This window comes from Bradyrhizobium sp. LeoA1Lang (assembly GCF_055413685.1).
Window position 1 is genome coordinate 1 of sequence record NZ_JBVAPG010000148.1, and the last position, 19,667, is coordinate 19,667.

The 19,667-nt window shown below is 62.4% G+C and carries 17 protein-coding genes; 10 read left to right on the top strand and 7 right to left on the bottom strand.

Translation table 11 applies throughout. The features are described 5' to 3' along the window. Positions 1 to 138 precede the first annotated feature (138 nt). Positions 139 to 354: a hypothetical protein gene (locus ACZYOF_RS33910; RefSeq protein WP_130584061.1), complete on the bottom strand. Its 216-nt coding sequence runs from the start codon at positions 352 to 354 to the stop codon at positions 139 to 141. Between the two features lie 208 nt (positions 355 to 562). Here ACZYOF_RS33910 and ACZYOF_RS33915 point away from each other — a divergent pair, with 208 nt between their 5' ends. Then, positions 563 to 1,090 (top strand): DUF4112 domain-containing protein, encoded by a 528-nt coding sequence (locus ACZYOF_RS33915; protein ID WP_282531110.1) that lies wholly within the window; start codon positions 563 to 565, stop codon positions 1,088 to 1,090. 65 nt (positions 1,091 to 1,155) lie between these two features. Here ACZYOF_RS33915 and ACZYOF_RS33920 read toward each other — a convergent pair whose 3' ends face one another. Further along, positions 1,156 to 1,446, bottom strand: coding sequence for a hypothetical protein (locus tag ACZYOF_RS33920; protein WP_207234691.1), 291 nt, complete (start codon positions 1,444 to 1,446; stop codon positions 1,156 to 1,158). Positions 1,447 to 1,946: 500 nt separating this feature from the next. On the opposite strand from ACZYOF_RS33920, the gene ACZYOF_RS33925 reads away from it, so the two are divergent. Continuing rightward, a complete protein-coding gene (locus ACZYOF_RS33925) occupies positions 1,947 to 3,557 on the top strand; it encodes an acyl-CoA synthetase (RefSeq protein WP_463718495.1) in 1,611 nt (536 codons plus the stop codon). A gap of 107 nt (positions 3,558 to 3,664) precedes the next feature. Here ACZYOF_RS33925 and ACZYOF_RS33930 read toward each other — a convergent pair whose 3' ends face one another. The 4 genes from ACZYOF_RS33930 to ACZYOF_RS33945 are packed head-to-tail and all read right to left on the bottom strand — an operon-like array spanning position 3,665 to position 5,465. Beyond that, the gene (locus tag ACZYOF_RS33930) at positions 3,665 to 4,177 is read right to left on the bottom strand and encodes an SRPBCC family protein (RefSeq protein WP_463718496.1); all 513 of its coding nucleotides are present in this window, start codon (positions 4,175 to 4,177) and stop codon (positions 3,665 to 3,667) included. Between the two features lie 32 nt (positions 4,178 to 4,209). Then, positions 4,210 to 4,677 carry an SRPBCC family protein gene (locus ACZYOF_RS33935; RefSeq protein WP_463718497.1) on the bottom strand — a complete coding sequence of 156 codons (468 nt, stop codon included), beginning with the start codon at positions 4,675 to 4,677 and terminating at the stop codon, positions 4,210 to 4,212. A gap of 19 nt (positions 4,678 to 4,696) precedes the next feature. Next, positions 4,697 to 5,158, bottom strand: coding sequence for an SRPBCC family protein (locus ACZYOF_RS33940; protein WP_463718498.1), 462 nt, complete (start codon positions 5,156 to 5,158; stop codon positions 4,697 to 4,699). After that, positions 5,151 to 5,465, bottom strand: a complete 315-nt coding sequence (locus ACZYOF_RS33945; protein WP_130581284.1) for an ArsR/SmtB family transcription factor — start codon at positions 5,463 to 5,465, stop codon at positions 5,151 to 5,153. Before ACZYOF_RS33945 ends, ACZYOF_RS33940 begins: the two co-directional genes overlap by 8 nt. Before the next feature lie 144 nt (positions 5,466 to 5,609). Here ACZYOF_RS33945 and ACZYOF_RS33950 point away from each other — a divergent pair, with 144 nt between their 5' ends. From ACZYOF_RS33950 to ACZYOF_RS33985, 8 genes are all read left to right on the top strand, one after another. Continuing rightward, positions 5,610 to 6,227, top strand: coding sequence for a LysE family translocator (locus ACZYOF_RS33950; RefSeq protein WP_130581283.1), 618 nt, complete (start codon positions 5,610 to 5,612; stop codon positions 6,225 to 6,227). Between the two features lie 272 nt (positions 6,228 to 6,499). Next, positions 6,500 to 9,379: an ATP-binding protein gene (locus ACZYOF_RS33955; protein ID WP_463718499.1), complete on the top strand. Its 2,880-nt coding sequence runs from the start codon at positions 6,500 to 6,502 to the stop codon at positions 9,377 to 9,379. A 149-nt stretch (positions 9,380 to 9,528) separates the two neighbouring features. Next, positions 9,529 to 9,996, top strand: a complete 468-nt coding sequence (locus tag ACZYOF_RS33960; protein ID WP_463718500.1) for a DUF1348 family protein — start codon at positions 9,529 to 9,531, stop codon at positions 9,994 to 9,996. 111 nt (positions 9,997 to 10,107) lie between these two features. After that, positions 10,108 to 11,184, top strand: a complete 1,077-nt coding sequence (locus tag ACZYOF_RS33965; protein WP_463718501.1) for a LysR family transcriptional regulator — start codon at positions 10,108 to 10,110, stop codon at positions 11,182 to 11,184. A 260-nt stretch (positions 11,185 to 11,444) separates the two neighbouring features. Then, a complete protein-coding gene (locus ACZYOF_RS33970; RefSeq protein ID WP_463718502.1) occupies positions 11,445 to 13,670 on the top strand; it encodes an alkaline phosphatase family protein in 2,226 nt (741 codons plus the stop codon). Positions 13,671 to 14,373: 703 nt separating this feature from the next. Further along, positions 14,374 to 16,557, top strand: coding sequence for an ATP-binding protein (locus ACZYOF_RS33975; protein ID WP_463718503.1), 2,184 nt, complete (start codon positions 14,374 to 14,376; stop codon positions 16,555 to 16,557). A gap of 218 nt (positions 16,558 to 16,775) precedes the next feature. Continuing rightward, a complete protein-coding gene (locus ACZYOF_RS33980; RefSeq protein WP_463718504.1) occupies positions 16,776 to 17,975 on the top strand; it encodes an adenylate/guanylate cyclase domain-containing protein in 1,200 nt (399 codons plus the stop codon). Positions 17,976 to 18,199: 224 nt separating this feature from the next. Then, complete coding sequence (locus ACZYOF_RS33985; protein WP_463718505.1) at positions 18,200 to 18,892, top strand: ABC transporter substrate-binding protein; 693 nt, start codon at positions 18,200 to 18,202, stop codon at positions 18,890 to 18,892. 81 nt (positions 18,893 to 18,973) lie between these two features. Here ACZYOF_RS33985 and ACZYOF_RS33990 read toward each other — a convergent pair whose 3' ends face one another. After that, a complete protein-coding gene (locus ACZYOF_RS33990) occupies positions 18,974 to 19,516 on the bottom strand; it encodes an AAA family ATPase (protein WP_463718506.1) in 543 nt (180 codons plus the stop codon). Positions 19,517 to 19,667 lie beyond the last annotated feature (151 nt).

Consider the following 19,667-nt stretch of genomic DNA (forward strand, 5'->3'; position numbering starts at 1 on the left):
GATCTCCCGAAGCGACGCCGCCCACAACGCAAGCGTCTCCTCAATCGACGCTGCCTGCGTCCACGATCTTCGAATCATGGTTGCCCATGGATTCAGAAACCCACTAAAAAAACAACTGTAATGCTAGGCTGCAATGCCCTATTGCAAGCCGCTCTTATGCAAGGTGACGATCATGACGCGAATGATGCAGTCCGAGATCGTTTCGCCTTGCCGGCGCACTTGCTGCAGCCGTTCCCACGTCACCTCGTTGACCGGTATGAGCCAGTTGCCGTTTGGCAAGCGCCGTCCGGTCGGGGGCTCAACCGCGCTCTCAATCAGGGCGCGGCACTCCTCAGTGATCTCAATATTCGGCATCGCTTGATGGAAGCCCTCGCGGGATTAAAGCGGCCGGTGTTGGCCTGAGCCGACAAGATCCACCAGTTAAATCGCGGCAATGCTTTTAACTGGTATCGCGAATGAGACGCTGCTAACGACGGAATCACGGCGAGTGTGCGGCCCTGCCGCGAGGTGACAGAGCGGTAATGTGACGCAACTTGTACCGCGTCCTTGCGTTACCATCTGAATGCTCATGCCCGACGACATCTTCGTGCCCAACCGCGCCCGCTCGCAGGGCCCGTTCCGCGACGCCAGGCCGCGGGGGAAAATCATCGACCAGGACGGACGCGAGATTCCGGAAGCGGCGCTGCATCCGCAGTTCGAGGCGTTCCGGCTTGATTTCGAGACCGCCAATCCGTTCGGCACTCTTACCCGTGAGCAGCGGCTGGCGCGGCTCGAGGCGATCGCGAAACTGCTCGACGTCGCCTTCATCGTACCCGGCACCAAGATCCGCTACGGCATCGACGGCCTGATTGGTCTGATCCCCGTGGTCGGCGACATCATCACGACGGCGATCTCGCTGTGGCTGGTGCGGGAAGCGCGTGCGCTGGGCGCGCCCTGGCACATCACCGCGCGGATGCTCGCCAATGTCGCGCTCGATGGCGCGGTCGGCCTGGTGCCGCTTGCGGGCGACGCGTTCGACGTCATGTTCCGCGCCAATGTCCGGAACGTGCGCATGCTCAGGCGCTGGCTGGACAAGCAGCCGCGGCTATGAGCGCAAAAAGAGAAAGCCCCCGGATCATCCCGAGGGCTTTTCGCTTGGGTCAGGGACGGATTGGTTTAAGCGGCGTCGGCGTCGGTATTGGTCTGCACCGGGCGCGGACGACGCGGCAGCGGGAACGCCTCGCTCTCATAGAGCGTGCGGATGCCGTTCTGGTCGAAACGGGCTTCCTCGACCTGCAGGTAGGCGCCGTTCAGCGAATCCGCCGGCAGCTCTTCCATGGCATACTGCACGGCTTCTGCCGCGGTGCCAAAGCGCCGATAGGCGAAACCGGCCCGCTTCTTCTTGCGAATGGCGGCGGGAAAGAGTTCGGCGGAGGTGTTAAAGTTGAACGGACGCATAGGACGCATGGTCGACGACCTCTTACTCTTCTTAGCGATAGCGCGATTGGGGGTTGGGGACGGCACGCCACAACCCGCGGCGCGCCGCACATGTCATTTCGTCCCCTAATATAGGCTTATTTGACAAAATTGCGACCCCTGAACGGTGCCGACAGACCTCATGATGAATCCGCGCATGGCAGTAAGGAAACTAGAATAAGCTGAATTGAATCAATTGGTTGGCTGAGTTCCTGCGCACCCGGGCCCGCCGGAAGGAAAGAAATCTGAGGTGATCGGCCCATGTCTCGTCCGCGCATTATTCCGCGGCGCGGCGAAGGACAGGCGGAACGACGGCCTGCAAGGATTGCACGCATCGCGACGCGTTGACGCGGCCGGCAGCGCATAAGGCGCGACGTGCAGGGGCGAAGGCTTGTGCGGGGCGCGCGGCGCTTTAAAACTGACAGCAACAACAGAGCGACCGGTCATCGCGACGCCGGTTCGCGAGGAAACGTCAGGAACGCCCGAGGATCATGCTCAAGGAAGCCGCAACCTACGACGAGCTCACCCGCAACTTCCGCTGGGACGTCCCAGCGCGCTTCAACATGGCGACCGCCTGCTCCGACCGCCATGCCGACGGCTCGGGCCGGCCCGCGCTTGTCTATGTCGACGAGGACGGCACCCAGACGCGCACCACCTTCGACGAGGTCGCGGAGATGTCGCGCCGCTTCGCCAATGTGCTGAAGGCCGACGGTCTTCAGCGCGGCGACCGCGTCGCGGTGTTCCTGTCGCAATCGCTCGAATTGCCGATCGCGCATCTTGCCGCCTTCCGCTCCGCGATGATCTCGATCCCGCTGTTCGCGCTGTTCGGCGAGGATGCGCTGGAATTCCGGCTGTCGAATTCCGAAGCGAAGGCGATCGTGACCGACGCGGCCGGCTGGGAGAAGTTGGCGAAGATCCGCGACCGCCTGCCCGAGTTGAAGAACGTCTATGTGGTCGGCGAGGAAGTCCCCGCAGGCACCAGGCCGTTCTGGCCCTCGCTGCGTGCGGCCTCGCCGGAGTTTGCGAGCGTCGACACCTCGGCCGATGATCCCGCACTCATCATCTACACGTCGGGCACTACCGGTAATCCGAAAGGCGCGCTGCACGCGCACCGCGTCGTGCTCGGCCACCTGCCGAATGTCGAGATGTGCCACAACTTCCTGCCGCGGCCCGGCGACCTGATGTGGACGCCCGCGGATTGGGCCTGGATCGGCGGCCTGATCAACGGCCTGTTCGCGTTCTGGTACCACGGCATTCCCATGGTCGGCCATCGCGCGCGCAAGTTCGAGCCGCAGGCGGCGATGCAGATGATGGCCGACCTCGGCATCCGCAACGTGTTCCTGCCGCCGACCGCGCTGAAGCTGATGCGCCAGGCGGGCGTGAAGAATTCGGGCGTGAAACTGCGCAGCATCTTCACCGGCGGCGAGTCGCTCGGCGGCGAGCTATTGGGTTGGGTGCGCGACACCTTCGGCATCGACGCCCATGAAGTGTTCGGCCAGACCGAATGCAACCTCGTGATCGGCAGCAATTCGAACCTGTTTCCGATCCGCCCGGGTTCGATGGGCAGGGCGACACCCGGCTTCGACGTGCGCATCGTCAATGATAGAGGCGAGGAACTGCCGCGGGGCACGCGAGGCATCATCGGCGTGCGGCAGCCATGCCCCGTCACCATGATCGAATATTGGCGCAATCCGGAGGCGACCGCGAAGAAATATGCCGGCGCGTTCCTGCTGACCGGCGATCTCGGCGTGCAGGATGAGGATGGCTATTTCTGGTACGTCAGCCGCGAGGACGACGTCATCACCACCGCCGGCTATCGCGTCGGCCCGTCGGAGATCGAGCACACGCTGATGAAACATCCGGCGGTCGCGATGTCGGCCGTGGTCGGCATTCCCGATCCGATCAGGACCGAGTCGATCAAGGCCTGGATCGTGCTCCGCGCCGGTTATGCCCCAAGCGACACGCTCGCCCGCGAGATCCAGGACTTTGTCAAAGTGCAACTCGCCGCCCACGAATATCCGCGCTTCGTCGAGTTCGCGGAGTCGTTGCCGATGACCGCGACCGGCAAGGTGCTGCGCCGCGAGTTACGGGCGCGGGGGTAACGTCGTAGCCCGGGTGGAGCGAAGCGCAACCCGGGACGCCTGTCTCGGCTTTGCGAGCGGCCCCGGGTTACGCTGGCGCTCCACCCGGGCTACGGGACCGTCGCGACTTACGGCGTCGCGATTCCCAATTCCTTCAGCGCCGCCAGCATCCGTGCCGGCGGCTGCATCTGGATGACGAGGGCATTGCCGGTCTCCAGCAAGCTCTTGAGGCTGGAGAGGATCGCGGGCCAGCCGGCGCGGCCGCCGGAGAGGATATCGTCGCTGAGCGGCCGGTCGTGCGATTGCAGGAGCGTCAGCTTGACCGCGTTGCCGGCCTGCTCGATCTCATAGGTCACGAGCGTCGGCCCCAGCTTTTCCACCAGCGCCGGCCAGTTGACGTTGAAGGTCACGGTCAGCTTCCGCGGCGGCTCGCATGCGATCACCTCGCCGGTGATGTGCGGCGCGCCATCGGGCGTACGCACCATGAATGCGCCGCCCACGCGGAGATCGACCTCGACCGCGTTGCCGGAAAAATACTTCCGGCTGAACTCGGCACTGGTCAGCGCCTCCCAGACCTTCTCCGGTGTGGACGCGATGTAGATCGTGTAGACGATCGCCGGCTTGAATTTCTCGATATTCATGTCCTCTCGAATCCTCCGATAGATCTTCATTTCTATTCGAACCCTTCGATCTCAAGCGCACGAGGCGGGATCGCCAACACTTTCCCGGTCTCGAGCAGGGTCTTGAGCCCCGAGAGGATCGCCGGCCATCCCTTGGAAATGCCATCGAAGAGCTTGCTGCCTTTGGCGAAGCCTTCATGCGTCACGGTCAGCTTCACGAGGTCGCCGTGGGGCTCGATGGTGAAGGTGACCTTGGTTGGCGGCTCCTTGCGCATCTCCTCATCGAGCTGATGCTTGAAGGTGTAGGCGAGACGCCGCGGCCGGTCTGCCTCGAGGATTTCGCCCACATCCGTCGTGGTGCCGTTCGTGACCAGCGCGAACGGGGAGCCCACCTTCCAGTCGGATTTCACTTCCGTGTTGAACCAGTAACGCCTGGTGAACTCGCTATTGGTCAGCGCCTCCCACACTTTCTCGGGCGTGGTCTCGATATAGGTGACGTGTATGAATTCCGGTTTGGACATCTTGAACCCTCCCGCGAAGCTACTCGCCGCTCTTCCAACGTCGGCGTGTCATCGGCATTGACGCGCCGGTCTCCAGCAGCGTTTTCATGCTCGACAGAATCGGGGGCCAGCCGGCGCTGACGCCGCGCAGCATCTCGTCGTCGAGTTCGCTATGCACAACCGTCAGCCTGGTCGAGCCGAACTGTTCCTCGATCGTGAAGGTGACCCGGGAGACCTTGTCGGGATCGCCGAGATTCTCCGGCCGCGCCCAGCTCAGCACGAGCCGGTGCGGACGCTCGCTCTCGATGACGGTGCCGGCGATCGCGACCTTGGAGGGATCGTCGTAATCCTCATGCTGCCACTTCGCGCCCTTGCTCCAATCGGAGCTGTTGCGATGCCTGCCCCAATAATCCTTGGTCATCTCCGGATCGATCAGCGCATCCCAGACCTTTTCGCAGGAAGCTTCGATATAGATCACATAGAGGAATTCCGGCTTACTCATCGCGCTCCTCCAGTTGCCGTTTCAATTCGCCGAGCGCGACCAGCTTGGCGCGCTCGAATTTCCTGATCCACCGCTCTCCGATCTGATGGATCGGAACCGGGTTGAGGTAGTGCAGTTTCTCGCGGCCATGCTTGAACGTGGTGACGAGATTGGCCTGTTCGAGAATCGCAAGGTGCTTGGTGACCGCCTGCCGCGTCATGGCGAGGCCTTCGCACAGTTCGTTCAGCGTCTGTCCGTTTCTGGCGTGAAGCCTGTCCAGGAGCGACCGCCGCGATGCGTCCGCCAGCGCTTTGAAGACTTCGTCCATGTGCGCCACAATAGGCAACCAAATGGTTGCATGTCAAGCGCGACGTCATCGAGCAGTCGGATGGCGCAGCGCTTCGCTCTTCTTATCGGGTGTGGCTTGCGCTAGAACGGGGACACCCGAGTTCCCGCTCCGAGCAGTTCCGCCATGTCCCTGCAAGCCTATCTCGCCTACGTCGCCGCCTGCATTGCGCTCGCTTTGCTGCCCGGCCCGATCGTCACGCTGGTGATCGCCAACGGCCTGCGCCACGGCACCCGCGCGGCGCTGACCAATGTGCTGGGCGCGCAGGCGGGACTGGCGATCGTGATCGGCGTCGTCGCCGTCGGTCTCACCTCGCTGATGGCGACCATGGGCTACTGGTTCGACTGGGTGCGCTTTGCCGGCGCGGCTTACCTGGTCTGGCTCGGCATCAAGCTGATCCGCTCCCCGGTCGAGGACCTGAGCGCGGATGAGCCGCCACCGCCGCCGCGCGGCGGATTCTTCCTGCAAGGATTTCTGGTGCTGCTGTCGAACCCGAAAGTGCTGGTGTTCTTCGGCGCCTTCATTCCGCAGTTCGTGGACCTGAACAAGGATCACCTCCCGCAAGTGGCGCTGCTCGGCGTGACCTTTATGGTGACGGCGGCGATGAGCGACATGATCTACGCATTGCTCGCCGGCCGCGCGCGAAAATTCTTTTCCAAGCAGCGGACGCGCCTGGTCTCGCGCGTCTCGGGCGGCTTCATGATCGGCGGCGGCATCTGGCTCGCGTTGACGCGGGCGCGTTAGCGCGCCTTGGACTTGACGAATTCGAGTCTGCGAATCTGTTTCCGAGTTTCACGCGGGTTCCCCAGCCCGGCGGATCGAGGCGAGCGGCGACGGCTGTCGCGTGCCTTGATTGACACCCTCGTATATTTGTCCTCGCGTGCGGTTAGGGCGTGTTAATAGGCGGCTAGTTCCATCGGCAGAGGGCGTGCCGCCAGGTGTGCGTGAGCAACTGCTCCACCGGACGGAGCGCCGTAGATCCGCGAGCGGACAACGGAGCAGATCGAGCGGTGGGGGTGAAGGTCGAGGTCGCTACCTTGCAGCAACGCGCCAACGAAGGTGAGGCGTTCCAGTTCGGGCCGTTTCGTCTGGCCGTGTCCGAAAGGCTGCTCATGAACGGTGACGTTCAGGTGTCGCTGGGCAGCCGCGCGCTCGATGTCCTGATTGCCTTGGTGGAACGGGCAGGGGAGGTCGTGAGCCACCGGGAATTGATCAAGCGGGTCTGGCCGGATGTCATCGTCGAAGAGGCCAGCCTTCGGGTTTCCGTTGCAGGGATCCGCAGAGCGCTCGGGGATGGTCGCGACGGTGCACGCTACATCACCAACGTTCCCGGACGCGGATATTGCTTTGTTGCACCGGTCCAGCGCTTGGTGCAGGGCGGCGAGTCCACGGCTACGCCTGTCGGGCGTGGCAGGATCCAGACCCTGCCTGCGCGTTTGCAGCGGATGGTTGGTCGCGACGAGACTGTCGAAGCTTTGCGCTTGGAACTAATGTCCCGGCGGTTCGTCAGCATTGTCGGGCCCGGCGGGGTCGGAAAAACCACGGTGGCTGTCGCCGTCGCGCATGGGCTGGCGGACGAGTTCCGCGACGCGGTCTGCTTCGTGGACCTCAGCGCGCTGCAGGAGCGCGCGCTCGTTGTTCCGGCCGTCGCTTCAGCGGTCGGATGCCTCGCGCATACGCAGGACTCGCTATCGCGGCTGCTCGCATTTCTTGCCGACAAGCGCCTTCTATTGGTTCTCGATAGCTGCGAGCATGTGATTGAGGCTGTCGCCATCCTGGCGGAGGGCGTGTTCCGCCAAGCGCCGCTCATCCACATCATCGCGACCAGCCGCGAATCCCTCCGCGTTGAAGGCGAGAACGTCCATCCGCTTCGCTCTCTCGACAGTCCAACGAGCGGGACGGCGCTGACAGCGGCCAAGGCACTGGCCTCTCCTGCTGTACGGCTCTTCATGGACCGGGCCGCCGCCGGCGGATATCGGGACGAGCTCACCGACGAGGACGCGCCCATCGTCGCCGATATTTGTCGCCAGCTTGACGGGATGCCGCTGGCGATCGAGCTGACGGCCAGCAGGGCGAGCACTTACGGCATCGGCGGACTGGCAGAGCTGATCGGCGACCGCTTGATGCTGCTTTGGCAGGGGCGGCGCAGTGTGCCACGGCACCAGACGCTGCAGGCCATGCTCGACTGGAGCTACGATCTCCTGTCGGATCGCGAGAAAGCGATCTTGTGCGCGCTATCCGTGTTTGTCGGTGCTTTCACGATGGAAATGGCGCAAGCCGTCGTGGCAGAAGCGGACCGCGATGAGCTGCAGTTTGCAACCATCGCAAGCCTGGTCGACAAGTCGTTGATCTCGGTCTCGCTGACGGGAGGCGCAAGCTGGTATCGGCTGCTTGATACGACGCGGGCATATGCCGCGGTCAGGTTGAAGGAGCTGGGGGCAACGAACGCAACTGCAAGACGACATGCACTCTACTACGCCGAACGCCTCGCGGGACTCCGGGGCAGCACGCTGCGGGATCGCGATCTAACGCCTTACTCGCGACAGATAGGTGACATCAGAGCCGCACTCGAGTGGAGTTTTTCGCCGTCAGGCGACAGGTCGGTTGGTGTGGCGTTGGGCGCCGGCGCGGTGCCCCTGTTCCTTGGAATGTCGATGCTGAGCGAATGTCGCTGGTGGTGCCTGCAAACGATAGATGCACTGTCAGAGGAGGATCGCGGAACAAAGCTCGAACTGAGGCTCCAACTGCCATTGGCGACATCATCGATCCACGCTCATAGTGACAGCGTGGAGGTGGGGACAGCACTGGAGCGGGGACTGAGCCTTGCCGATTCCATGGGCGATGCCGACTACCAGTTGGAATTTCTGGCCGGTCTCAATCTTTATCGCGCTCGGCTCGCGGATTCTGGCGGCTCGTTGGCGGTAGCGCAACGTTACGCTGCCATAGCCAGGGAATTGGGCCGGCCGCGGGAAGTCGTGATGGCCGAGTGGATGCTTGGCGCGAGTTATCATCTGGTGGGAGAGCAGGCGGCTGCCCAGCAGAGCTATAAAAGAGGCTTCGAGCACGCAGCGGCTGCCGGCGTGAGCGAGCTGCATTCCTTCGGATACGATCATCAGGTGCGAGCGTTTGTCGGTTACGCGCGGACATTGTGGGACTGCGGCCTTCCGGATCAGGCGGCTCAATTTGCATATAGAGCTATCGAGGTCGCCGAAAGGAAAGAGCATCCTGTCTCGCTTTGCATCTGCCTAGTCTTTGTCGCGCCAGTGTTTCTGTGGCGGGGAGATCGGCAGATCGCGGAAGAGCTCGTAGAACGACTCATTACCTACGCTGGCAGGTACTCGCTCGCCATGTACAGGGCCGGCGGCCTGGGCTTGCGAGGAGCGCTTATGCTGGAGAGAGGGGATACAGAGCCTGGCATCAAGACCCTGCGCGAAGCTCTGTCCACCTTGCGAACCGAGCAGCGAAACATCCTCTTGCCATCCAATTCGCGCGCCTTGGCCGAAGGTCTCGCCCGCACCGGCAACTCGGCAGAAGCCACCAGCATCATCGATGCGGCCGTAGCCAACGCATTGCGCGGCTCCGGAACCTTCGAACTGCCCGATTTGCTGCGGGCTCGCGCGACGGTGCTGCTCGCGGCGTCACCAGCGAACTGGCCGGCGGCGGAGGCATCGCTCAAGGACTCGCTCGACTGCGCCAGGCAACAGCACGCTCTTGGATGGGAGCTGCGTTCCGCGATGGCATTGGCGCGCCTGTGGATGGAGCATGGGCGCGTGGACGAAGCACGATCGCTGCTGGGCGACGTGTACGGACAATTTACGGAAGGATTCGAAACCGCTGACCTGAAAGAGGCAGAGCGTCAGCTTCGCGTTGCCGGAGATCTGACGTCATATCCTTGACGTAGTTCGTTCTCGGGGACCAGCCACGTGCGATGCTGCGGTGCACCATCATCGCCAAACGTGAGTTTTACAGTTTCTTACACCAATAAACTCGTGGCCAGTCCGGTGCTGCTCCACTCTGCGTTCCTGTCGTCCGCGGAGCAACGGCCATGTCACCACGCTTCCCCTTGCCACCCTTCACTTGGGACACCGCGACAGCGAAGGTCCGAGCTATCGAGGACTGCTGGAATGGCCGCGAGCCCGTTCGGGTGGCACTGGACTACACGGTCGACAGCTTCTGGCGAGATCACCTCGAATTTTTCTCCGGACGCGCCGCCATCGAGGCGTTTTTGGCGCGCAAGTGGGCAAAGCAGTTGGAGTACCGGCTGATCAATGAAGTGTGGGCCTTTGCCGACAATCGGATCGCGGCGCGGTCTGCCTATGAATACTGCGACAGCGAAGGAAACTGGTTCAGGGCCTATGGAAACGAAAACTGGGAGCTCGATCCGGATGGGCTGATACGCCGGCGTATCGCCAGCATCAGCGAACAGCCGATCGCTGAGACCGACCGGATGTTCCTGTGGCAGTTGGGACGCAGGCCCGATGACCACCCTGAGCTCAGCGATTTCGACTTTTGAGACGCCTGGAGCGCAGCTTTCTGACAACAGGCGGATCCTGCTCGTTCTCCTCCCCGCCTGAGATTGGATCCGCCGAGCTAAAGCCGAAGCAATCATCTGAATGGTCCAGCGATGACGACACAGTTCAACCGGCTTGATCTGAACCTCTTGCGCGTCTTCGACGCTGTCATGGAGGAACGAAGCGTGTTACGCGCGGGTCAAAGGATTTGCCTTAGTCAGTCGGCCGTCAGTCACGCTCTCGCTCGGTTGCGGGAAATGCTGGGCGACGAATTGTTTGTCCGCACGGCCGCTGGAATGCAGCCGACTGCGCGTGCGCTTGCCATGGCGCCATTGATCCGGGAAGCATGGAAATCACTGGAAACGGCGATCGGCCTGCCGAGATTCGAGCCCGGCAGATCGGCCAGGCGGTTCACGATCGCGGTGAGCGATTTTGTGACCATGGTTATGGTGCCTGATCTCCTCCGCTTGTTGACGCAAGAGGCGCCGTTTGTCGACCTCGTGATCCGTCCGGACTGTCGGATCGACCTGACCGAGCAGATCGATCTCGGACTGATCGACGCCGCAATCGGAACTTTCCGGGACGTTCCTGCACGCTTCCGGTCGAGCTCGCTGTTCGCGTATGACGATGTTCTCATCGCCCATTCTTCGCGGAAGCTTGGCAGGCTGTCGCTCGAAGCGTTGTCCGGCCTATCCATCGCCGCGGTGTCGCTGCACGGCGAGCACGAAGGGCTCGTGAACGGCTTCGTATCCGAGCGTGGATTGGCTCGCCGGTCCGAAATGTACGATCGAGCGGCGCTAGAACAGGCCTTCGCCGGATCGCAGCGAGGTCCGCGTATCGCGATTTCGCTGTCGCACTTTCTCGCGCTGCCCGCTCTGCTCGAGGATACCGAGCTCGCCGCGATCGTGCCGCGGCCACTCGCGAGGTCATTGGCCCGCATCCACCTATTATCGACGTACGAGCTGCCCTACAAGACGAGCTTGGTGGACGTTGGCGTTCTCTGGCATGAACGCAATACGAACGATGCGCCGCAGCAGTGGCTGCGCGAGATGCTGAGGCGGGCAACCGGGGCGCTGCGCGCAAGTCCTGTTTCCCATCAGCGGCCATGCGTCCATCCCCCTCCGGCGACCTCGATTGCGCGCTTTGTTGCACCGATATCATCGCGCGCCGGCGAAGCAGCAGGGGCATGAATGCAGACGGAACTGCCCTTCCACGAGGCCGGCATGATCGGGGTCGTGAGCTCTTCGTTCGCGCGCCTAAGGATTTAGCGGAGCCAATCATGGAAAGGTCGTCATCGAGCCGCTCGCGCTAGCATCATGGTGGCGTTGTCGCCGCAACGTTACACGTGTCGCCGAAGCGTCACATGCGCGTCGTCAGCCAAGCCCGATAATCGCTGCGTCGTTTCCGACCAAAACTCGCGCAGATTGCGCAGCGAAAATGGGGCGTCCATATGAACTTGAAGAGTTTTCTCTCCTCGATATTGGCAATGTCGCTCGCTGCATCGCTGACCGGCGTTGCCGCGCCGGCGCACGCCGATAACGACGGCGGCAACCGCGACCACGGCGACAACCGCGACCATGATCATGACGGCGATCAGGACGGGAACCATCATGGCCGCAAGTCGCCGCGAGTGGTGGTGATCTCGCTCGACGGCGCCAAGCCCGATTTCATCCGGCAGTTCATCGACGAGGGCGCGCTGCCGCGTGACGGCGGCCTGGCGCGGCTGAGCCGCCGCGGCGCGGTGGCGGAGCAGAACGTGACGGCGTCGCCGTCGCTCACCGCGGTGTCGCACATCGAAATCGCCACCGGCTCGACGGCGGTCCACAACGACATCCCGTCGAACACCTTCCAGGCGATCGTCGGGCCGATCTCATCGAGCATCAGCGGATTTGCGGCGCCGATCGGCGGCTATCGCGAGAGCCCGCTCGGGCCTTCGCCGCGCCCGACAGCGTTACCGCTGTGGGTGCAGTTGCGCCAACAGGGCAAGAAGGTGGTCACCGCGACGTGGCCGGGCGGCGACGGCGCCGACATCTCCATCAACAACACGGTGGTGCAGCCGGCCCAGCCGATCCGCGTCACCGACTTCACCGTGCCGTTCGGGGCGTTCGGCGGCATCGGAGCCCAGGGCTTCTCGCTGTCCCGCGGGGACTTCACATCAGATCCGGCCATCGTCGCGGCGCTCCAGACGGCCGGCCGCTTCTCCTTCAGCCCGGTCCTGGTGACGTCAGCGCCGATCGAGACATTCTCGTGTTCCTCGGCGCCATCAGCGACCTGCACCAATGCGGCGACGCTCGACGTCAAATATTCGGTCCGCGTGGCGGCGCTCGACACCACCAATGACCGCAAGGTGAACTACGACACCCTGGTGTTCTTCGACACGGCCCGCGGCATCACGGCAGGACCGTTCCACGCCCCGTCGACCGGACCGGCCTACGTCAAGCTCGGCGGCGAGAATGCGCCGTTCTTCTTCGAAGGCAGCGGGGCCAAGGTCGGCGCCGCGTACTTCGTCTCGGCGCTGGCGCCCGATCTTTCGGTCGTGCGTTTCGCCCGCTACGGTGCCAACTTCATCCCGCGCAACGCGGCGGTGCTGGCCGATGTCGACGACATCAACAACAATGTCGGGTTCTGGCGTCCGCAGGCTGACTTCCGCATTCCGGAGCGGTTGAGCCCGGGCTTCACCAACTTCCCCGACCTCGAGATCGAGACGATGTTCGAGGACATGGTGAAGACCTTCGTGCGCTACCAGGCGAACATTGGCGAGCGCGCGATCCGGAACCATCCCGACGCCGACCTGGTGATGATCTATATCGAGCAGCCCGACGGCTCCGAGCATCAGTTCCTGCTCACCGACCGCCGCCAGGGCACCAACCCGACCGACCCGAACTCGATCGGCGCCAACGAGGATCCGGCCAAGGTCGCGCGGTACGCTTCGTATATCCGCTTCGCCTATCAGACGGCCGACAAGGCGGTGAAGCAGATCGCCGATGCGGCGGGCCGTGACAGCAATGTCATCGTGGTGTCGGACCACGGCTTCGCGCCGTTCCACACCTCGGTCAGCCTGACCAACATCCTGCGCAATGCCGGCATCGACCCCACCAAGATCGCGATCCGCACCTCGGGTCCGGCGGCCAACATCTACGTCAACCTGCAGAACCGCGAGTTGGGCGGCACCGTCGATCTGGCGGCCTACAAGGCGCTGGTAACGCAGATCACCGACGCGGTGAAGAACGCGGCCGATCCCAACCCGAAGTTCAACTTTTCGCTCAAGGACGGGCGGATCTTCACCATGGTCGAGACCCGGCCGCTGCAGTGCGAGGAAGGGACCGGGGAGTGCACCAGCAAGACCATCGGCCAGGATTTCGGCGATGTGTTCGCGCTGATGGCCCCGGGCTACAACTTCGACGGCATCCAGAACCCCGGCGTCGCCCGCCTCGGCGATGCGCCGTTCAATGCGGTAACGACCATGCTGTCGATGCCGAACTTCTACGGCGCCCATGGCCACGATCCCGAGCTGCCGGTGATGAGCGCGACCTTCATCGCCGCCGGCCCGCAGATCCGCAAGGACGCCACGATCCGCCGCATGCGCAACACCGACGTGGCGCCGACCGTCATGCAGATCCTGGGTGTCACGCCCCACCGCGTCGACGGCGAGGTGCTGCGCGAGATCCTGCGCTGAAAACCGGCGCGCGATCCTCAAACTCGTCCGATGGGCGCCGACCAGCGCCCATCGGAACTGGCCTCGTTGTGCAGCTCAGCCGTTTCTCTGAGGCCCTGCTCCATACGCGTGGAAGCGGGTTCCTCGTTGCTGCACGTCCTGGCTTCTCTTCGCCAATTTTTTGGCCGCTCGCCTACAATCGCAATCGTTTCCCGGCGGACTGAAACAGCTCTGTAATGCGGCCGGTTCAGTTTTTACGGCAGAAGATTGGTAGCGGGACAGCAGTTCAATGAGAATCACTCTATCGCCCTGACGTGCCAAGGGCCAACCCGACCGATAGATCGGCCTTCCTCGTCCGCGCGGAGCCGTGGACCTGCGGGGCCAACTCCAGCGATGTCGAGCGCCCAGTCTGAGGACGCTGCATTGGGCCGTAGGGTTCAATGGTTCGTGAGGCTGTTGAATGTTACCCGTGCCGCCATAGGCTCACCCGCCGCCAGTCTTCTCGTCGCTCTGCCATCCCTGGCATCGACATGGGCCACCTGTTTTCACGGCCGTGGGTGCCACTTCTCCGCGACGAACTGGTCAATGAAGGCTCGGAATAGCGCCACCGCTTGATGGCGTTATTTCCGATTGCAGTTCGGAGAACTCTTCATGCAATGGCGCTTGTCGGTGGACTGGGCACGGTCGGTCTGATGCCACCGATCATGCGTAGGAAAAGGTCGAAATGAGCAGCCTGTTATCACGCTTATTCGCGCTGGTGGCAGTCGCAATACTGCCGGCAATCGCGATACAGGCGTACAATGAAATCGACCTGCGTCGCACGCGCCAAGTTGAAGTACAGGACGAGGTATTGGGGCTCGCCAAGCTCGCCGCCGCTGAGCAGCAGCAGATCGTCCTGGGAGTTCGTCAGGCTATGACTGCGCTTTCGGAGCTTCCGGCGATAAAGGAGAAGGACGTCCAGGGATGCAACGCTTACCTTTCCAGGATCAAGCAACGATACCCGGAGTTCATCGTCTTTATCGTGGTCGACATCAATGGCAACTCCTTCTGCGACTCAACCAGAGAGCATAAGCCATCTACCGCCGCTGGACGTGCCTACTTCGCCAGCGTCGTAAAAACCGGACAATTCACGGTCGGAGAGTTTGCAGTCGGCCGAACCACCGGTCGCAACGTCCTCCAGTTTGCGCTGCCATTCTACGACGATCAGGACCGCATGGGCGGCATCGTCGTAGCGGCTCTCAGCCTCGATTGGCTTGCTGACTACATCGCGAAAAAGGGCGTTCCCACGGGAGCCGCGCTTGCCATCACGGACCGCAACGGCATCTGTCTCGCTCGCTATCCTGACAATGCCCTGTTCGTCGGCAAGAAGCTGCCCGCCGGGAAGGATCCGACGTTCTCCAACGGGACTGTAGCGGATATGGTCAACATTGACGGCGTGCGAAGAATTGTCGGATTCGCCGCTGTGGGGGAAGATCTTCTTGTCAGCTACGGCCTTGGCAGGGCGCAGACTTTCACCAAGATCGAACATCGCACGCAGCGCGACGTGTTGTTCATCTTCATGGGCGCCCTGGTCGTTTTGATCCTGACGGCGTGGGGCGCCCAACGGTTCATCCAGCGCCCGTTTGCACAATTGGTTGACGCTGCGAACCGATGGCGGCTCGGCGAATTCGGCCGGCGTCTGGACATCCCGGGCAATTCGGAAATCGCACGGGTCGCCAGGGCATTCAACGCCATGGCCGATGCGCTGAAGCACCGTGAGCACGAATTGTCCGAAGCGAGGGAGCAGTTCCATCAGAGCCAGAAGATGGAGAGCGTCGGTCAGCTCACCGGCGGCGTCGCGCACGACTTCAACAATCTGCTCACGGTGGTCTCCGCGAACCTCGAACTCATCGAGGCGGGCGATGATATCGGCAAGATCCGGCACTTCGCCGCGGCTGCACGGCGTGCTGTCGATCGGGGGGCAAAGCTGACGGCGCAGCTTCTCGCCTTCTCGCGACGGCAGATATTGAATCCAAGGCCGGTCAACACAAACCAGCTTGTTTCCGAGTTCCAGGGAATCATTCGCAAGGCGGTTGGGGAGGCATGCCGGGTCAAGGTGTGGACCAGTGAAGGATTGTGGCTGTGCCATGTCGACCCGGCGCGGCTGGAGACCGCTCTCCTCAACCTGGCGCTGAACGCGCGCGACGCCATGCCCAATGGGGGCGTGCTCGACATCGAGATGAAGAACGTCGTCGTGGGCGAAGGAGCCGTGGCGGGGTGCTTGCCCGGATCGTACGTCAGGCTGTCCGTTAGGGACACTGGTTCTGGAATGCCTCCCGAGGTGCGGAACCGGGTGTTTGAGCCATTCTTCACAACGAAGGGTGTCGGCAAGGGTAGCGGGCTCGGCCTTAGCATGGTCTACGGCTTTGTCCGTCAGTCCGGGGGGCACATTGCCGTCGAAAGCGCATTGGGAAAGGGGACCACTGTTTCTCTCTACTTGCCGAGAGCCACGCAAACGCCTTCCGTCGAACTGGACGACGTCCGATCCCAAGCGTTTCCGGCCGGTTCGGAGCGAGTCCTCGTTGTCGAGGACAACGACGATCTTCTGGACCTCACGTCGGCGATGCTGACCAGGTCGGGCTATCAGGTTCGTTGCGCTCGCAATGGCACGGAAGCGCTTCGGCTGCTCCGGAGCGAGGAATTTGACCTCCTGCTGAGCGACATCGTGATGCCAAACGGGATCAACGGCATTGAGGTTGCCCGCGAAGCGAGGAAACTGAACAAAGGCATCAAGATCCTGCTTGCCTCGGGCTATGCGGGCGACGCGCTGGACCGACATCAGGCGGTAGGCGAATTTCCGATTATCGACAAACCGTTCCGCATGTCAGAATTGGCGGCGCGCTTGCGGTCAATCCTGCACGAAGCCTGAGCGGCTTTCGCGCCGTTGCTTCCGGATCGGCAGCGGTCCGCTACGGGGGTCAGAACCGGCGGTGGGCGCTACCCCTGCGGCCTCCCGCGCCGGGCAGGCGGCAACCCCCCAACAACCCGACGCGCGCAAGCAAATTGCGGCGGGCTTCGTTGACGCCGTCGGGCGGGGATACGACATATCCTGTAGCGTCGATCCAGGTCACCACCGAGGAACAAGCTATGAACCCGCCGCCAAACATCGATCCCGGCACCGTGTATTCCGACAACGACGTTGTGCACTGGCTGACCAACGACACGCGCGATGAGCGCTTCATCGACAATATTTTCGCCGAGATGTGTATTCGCCTTCAGCGAGTGGGCATTCCTGTCAAGCGGGCGTCGCTTCACATCCTGATCCACCATCCTCAATGGCTCGGCGCCCGGATGATGTGGGTCGATGGAATGCGCGAGGCCGAGATTCAGAGAGTCGACTACGATGTCGTGGGGCGATCCGAATACATCGGCAGTCCAGCAAACGAAATTCGCGATGGTGCCACCGAGGTGCGCGAAAACCTCGCACGCGATGCCTCGCTGGGCCGTAAGCATGCCATCTATGACGAGATGCGGGCCAAAGGCTTGACCGACTATGTGGCTTGGCCGCTGTATCATACCCTCGGCAAACGGCACATCGTGACCTTCGCAACCGACCGGATCGGAGGTTTCGACGACGCGCATATCGCCAGCCTGCTAAAACTGTTGCCGATCCTGGCGCTGGTCAGCGAAATCCGTATCAAGAACCGGCTGGCGCGAACGCTGCTCGAAACCTATGTCGGGTCGCATGCCGGCGAATTGATTCTGGCCGGCGCCACCAGGCGCGGCAGCGGGACGACGGTACGCGCCGCCATCATGATCTGCGATCTGCGTGATTTCACCAGGATCTCCGATAACTGGCCGCGCGATGACGTCATCGATCTTCTGAACGGCTATTTTGACGCGATGTCGGAGCCGATCGCGCGACATGGCGGGGAAATACTGAAATTCATCGGCGACGGTCTGCTCGCCATCTTTCCGCTCAGCCAGCCGTCGGCCTGCGCAAATCTGTTGCGCGCCGTGGCCGAAGCCCGTCAGGCCGTGATTGCCCTGAACGAAAAGAATGGCGAAACCGGTCGTGAGCCGCTGAATTACGGTATCGGCGTCCATGTCGGCGACGTCATGTACGGCAATATCGGGTCGCGCACACGCCTCGACTTCACCGTTATCGGTCCCGCGGTTAACATGGCTTCGCGTCTCGAAACCCTGACCAAACAATTGGGTAGAAAGGTGCTGCTGTCCCGCGCGTTCGCCGACTTCGTCAAAAGCGATTTCGATCTCGAACGCGTCGGCGAATATCCGGTGCGAGGCTTCAGCGAGCCAATCGAGCTGTTTGCCTATCATGGCTGAATGCGGAGCTATCGCCGGGTGCGAGCCGCTCCGCCTGCGTCGCGAAGTTTGCCAGATTAGCGCTGCCTTGTTAACGTTCAGTCGGCTGTGATAGCCTCAAGGGTTCAAAGCAATAAGCCCCGGGAAAATCCGCTGAGACGCCGCAGGATTCCAACGTCCTCGGTAGGGCGGCTGCAGCATCTCAGTTTGGCGTATCAAAGGTCATAGCCGTGCCAACCTTGAGAGTGGGGGCAGCGCTTCCCGATCCGCCATTCGAGTTCTTGACGAGCGATGGCCCGGCGGGATTTGACATCGCGCTGGTGCAACGCATCGCCGGGATGCTCGGCCGCCAATGGCGGCTGGTCCCGTACACGGGCTCCGATTTCAACGGCATCTTCGCCGGTCTGGATGCCGGCAGTTACGACTGCGTCGCCTCTGGCACCACCATCACGCCGGGCCGGGAGGCAAAGGCCGATTTCTGCAGGCCCTATGCGATCTCAGGCCAATCACTTGTCGTCGATGTCATCCGCAATCCGAACGTACATGGCATCGCCGATCTCAAAGGTCTGGTCGTCGGGGTGCAGCAGGGCAACACCAGCCAGCCAGTTGCTGAAAAACTGGTTGCGGAGAAACGTGCTGCGCGGGTGCGCGTCTATGCTTATCACGAGATCGAGAACGCGCTCGACGATCTGACAAGCGGAGGCTGTGACGCCTTCATGAAACTCGCACCTGTCACGGCTCGGCTCGTGCGCGGCCGGCCGAGGCTTGGGGTCGTCGAGACCGGTATCACTGTGGAGCGCCTGGGCATCTGTGTCCGCAAAGGAGACATCGCGCTGCGCGATGCAATTAGCGGTGCGCAGGCCGCGCTTGCAGCCGACGGCACGTTGGCCATGCTGGTCAAACAGTGGCTCGAAGCCGGGGCCACGCTGCCATCGTGAACATCGCCGCATGCTCCCGCTGGCCGAGGAAGAGGACACGTGTCGGTGGGCGGACTCGATGCGTATGGCTCAACAGGAGCGTCAGCACTCGAGTGAGGTTAGAATCCAGTCGGCTCGCTCGGCGACGTTCAGTTTCGGCAGCACGCGGATGTCGTAGCCCAGGGACGGATAGACGCTGATCAATCGTTCGTATTCCGCAACGGCCTCAGCGAGACTGTGCCGTCGTGCCCGGTCTGTCGCGTAGATCTCGGGCCAGGGCGGCGTGATGAACACGCGTTTGTTGTAACGATGAACCAGACCGAGACTCTGAAGGACCGGCTCCCCCGTCAGGTGCTGGAGCGCAGCGCAAGCATCGATCAAGCCTCGATCAAAAAAAATCCAGCGGGCGCCGACTTCAGCCGTGACTTCAGCCTTGGCCCGATCGGCGAGTGACACCTCTATCGCGCGCCGGGCAAAGGCAACCGCATCCACCCACGGCAGCGCTCTCCCACCGCAATTGAGTTCCTCGGCCACCACCCGCCGGCCCGGCTCGTCGACCGTAGCGAAACCACGTTGTCGAAGCTCTGCCAGCAGGGTCGATTTGCCACCGCCGGAGCAGCCTGAAATTGATACGAAGTTTTCCATCTAACCGGTTGCTTTCAAGTCGCCGGGGATGTCCCGGGTTCTGTTGAATTACTGAAGAGGTCGGCGTTGCCCACCTTGAGCCGGTAGGCTCGGGGTGCTGATTCCACAAAGGAGAGCAACGCCATGACGAGAGATATCACACCGGCTGGTT

Coding starts and splice junctions, on each gene's coding strand:
- ACZYOF_RS33910 (WP_130584061.1), bottom strand. CDS start 354: ATGCCGAATATTGAGATCACTGAGGAGTGCCGCGCCCTGATTGAGAGC.
- ACZYOF_RS33915 (WP_282531110.1), top strand. CDS start 563: ATGCTCATGCCCGACGACATCTTCGTGCCCAACCGCGCCCGCTCGCAG.
- ACZYOF_RS33920 (WP_207234691.1), bottom strand. CDS start 1,446: ATGCGTCCTATGCGTCCGTTCAACTTTAACACCTCCGCCGAACTCTTT.
- ACZYOF_RS33925 (WP_463718495.1), top strand. CDS start 1,947: ATGCTCAAGGAAGCCGCAACCTACGACGAGCTCACCCGCAACTTCCGC.
- ACZYOF_RS33930 (WP_463718496.1), bottom strand. CDS start 4,177: ATGAATATCGAGAAATTCAAGCCGGCGATCGTCTACACGATCTACATC.
- ACZYOF_RS33935 (WP_463718497.1), bottom strand. CDS start 4,677: ATGTCCAAACCGGAATTCATACACGTCACCTATATCGAGACCACGCCC.
- ACZYOF_RS33940 (WP_463718498.1), bottom strand. CDS start 5,158: ATGAGTAAGCCGGAATTCCTCTATGTGATCTATATCGAAGCTTCCTGC.
- ACZYOF_RS33945 (WP_130581284.1), bottom strand. CDS start 5,465: ATGGACGAAGTCTTCAAAGCGCTGGCGGACGCATCGCGGCGGTCGCTC.
- ACZYOF_RS33950 (WP_130581283.1), top strand. CDS start 5,610: ATGTCCCTGCAAGCCTATCTCGCCTACGTCGCCGCCTGCATTGCGCTC.
- ACZYOF_RS33960 (WP_463718500.1), top strand. CDS start 9,529: ATGTCACCACGCTTCCCCTTGCCACCCTTCACTTGGGACACCGCGACA.
- ACZYOF_RS33965 (WP_463718501.1), top strand. CDS start 10,108: ATGACGACACAGTTCAACCGGCTTGATCTGAACCTCTTGCGCGTCTTC.
- ACZYOF_RS33970 (WP_463718502.1), top strand. CDS start 11,445: ATGAACTTGAAGAGTTTTCTCTCCTCGATATTGGCAATGTCGCTCGCT.
- ACZYOF_RS33975 (WP_463718503.1), top strand. CDS start 14,374: ATGAGCAGCCTGTTATCACGCTTATTCGCGCTGGTGGCAGTCGCAATA.
- ACZYOF_RS33980 (WP_463718504.1), top strand. CDS start 16,776: ATGAACCCGCCGCCAAACATCGATCCCGGCACCGTGTATTCCGACAAC.
- ACZYOF_RS33990 (WP_463718506.1), bottom strand. CDS start 19,516: ATGGAAAACTTCGTATCAATTTCAGGCTGCTCCGGCGGTGGCAAATCG.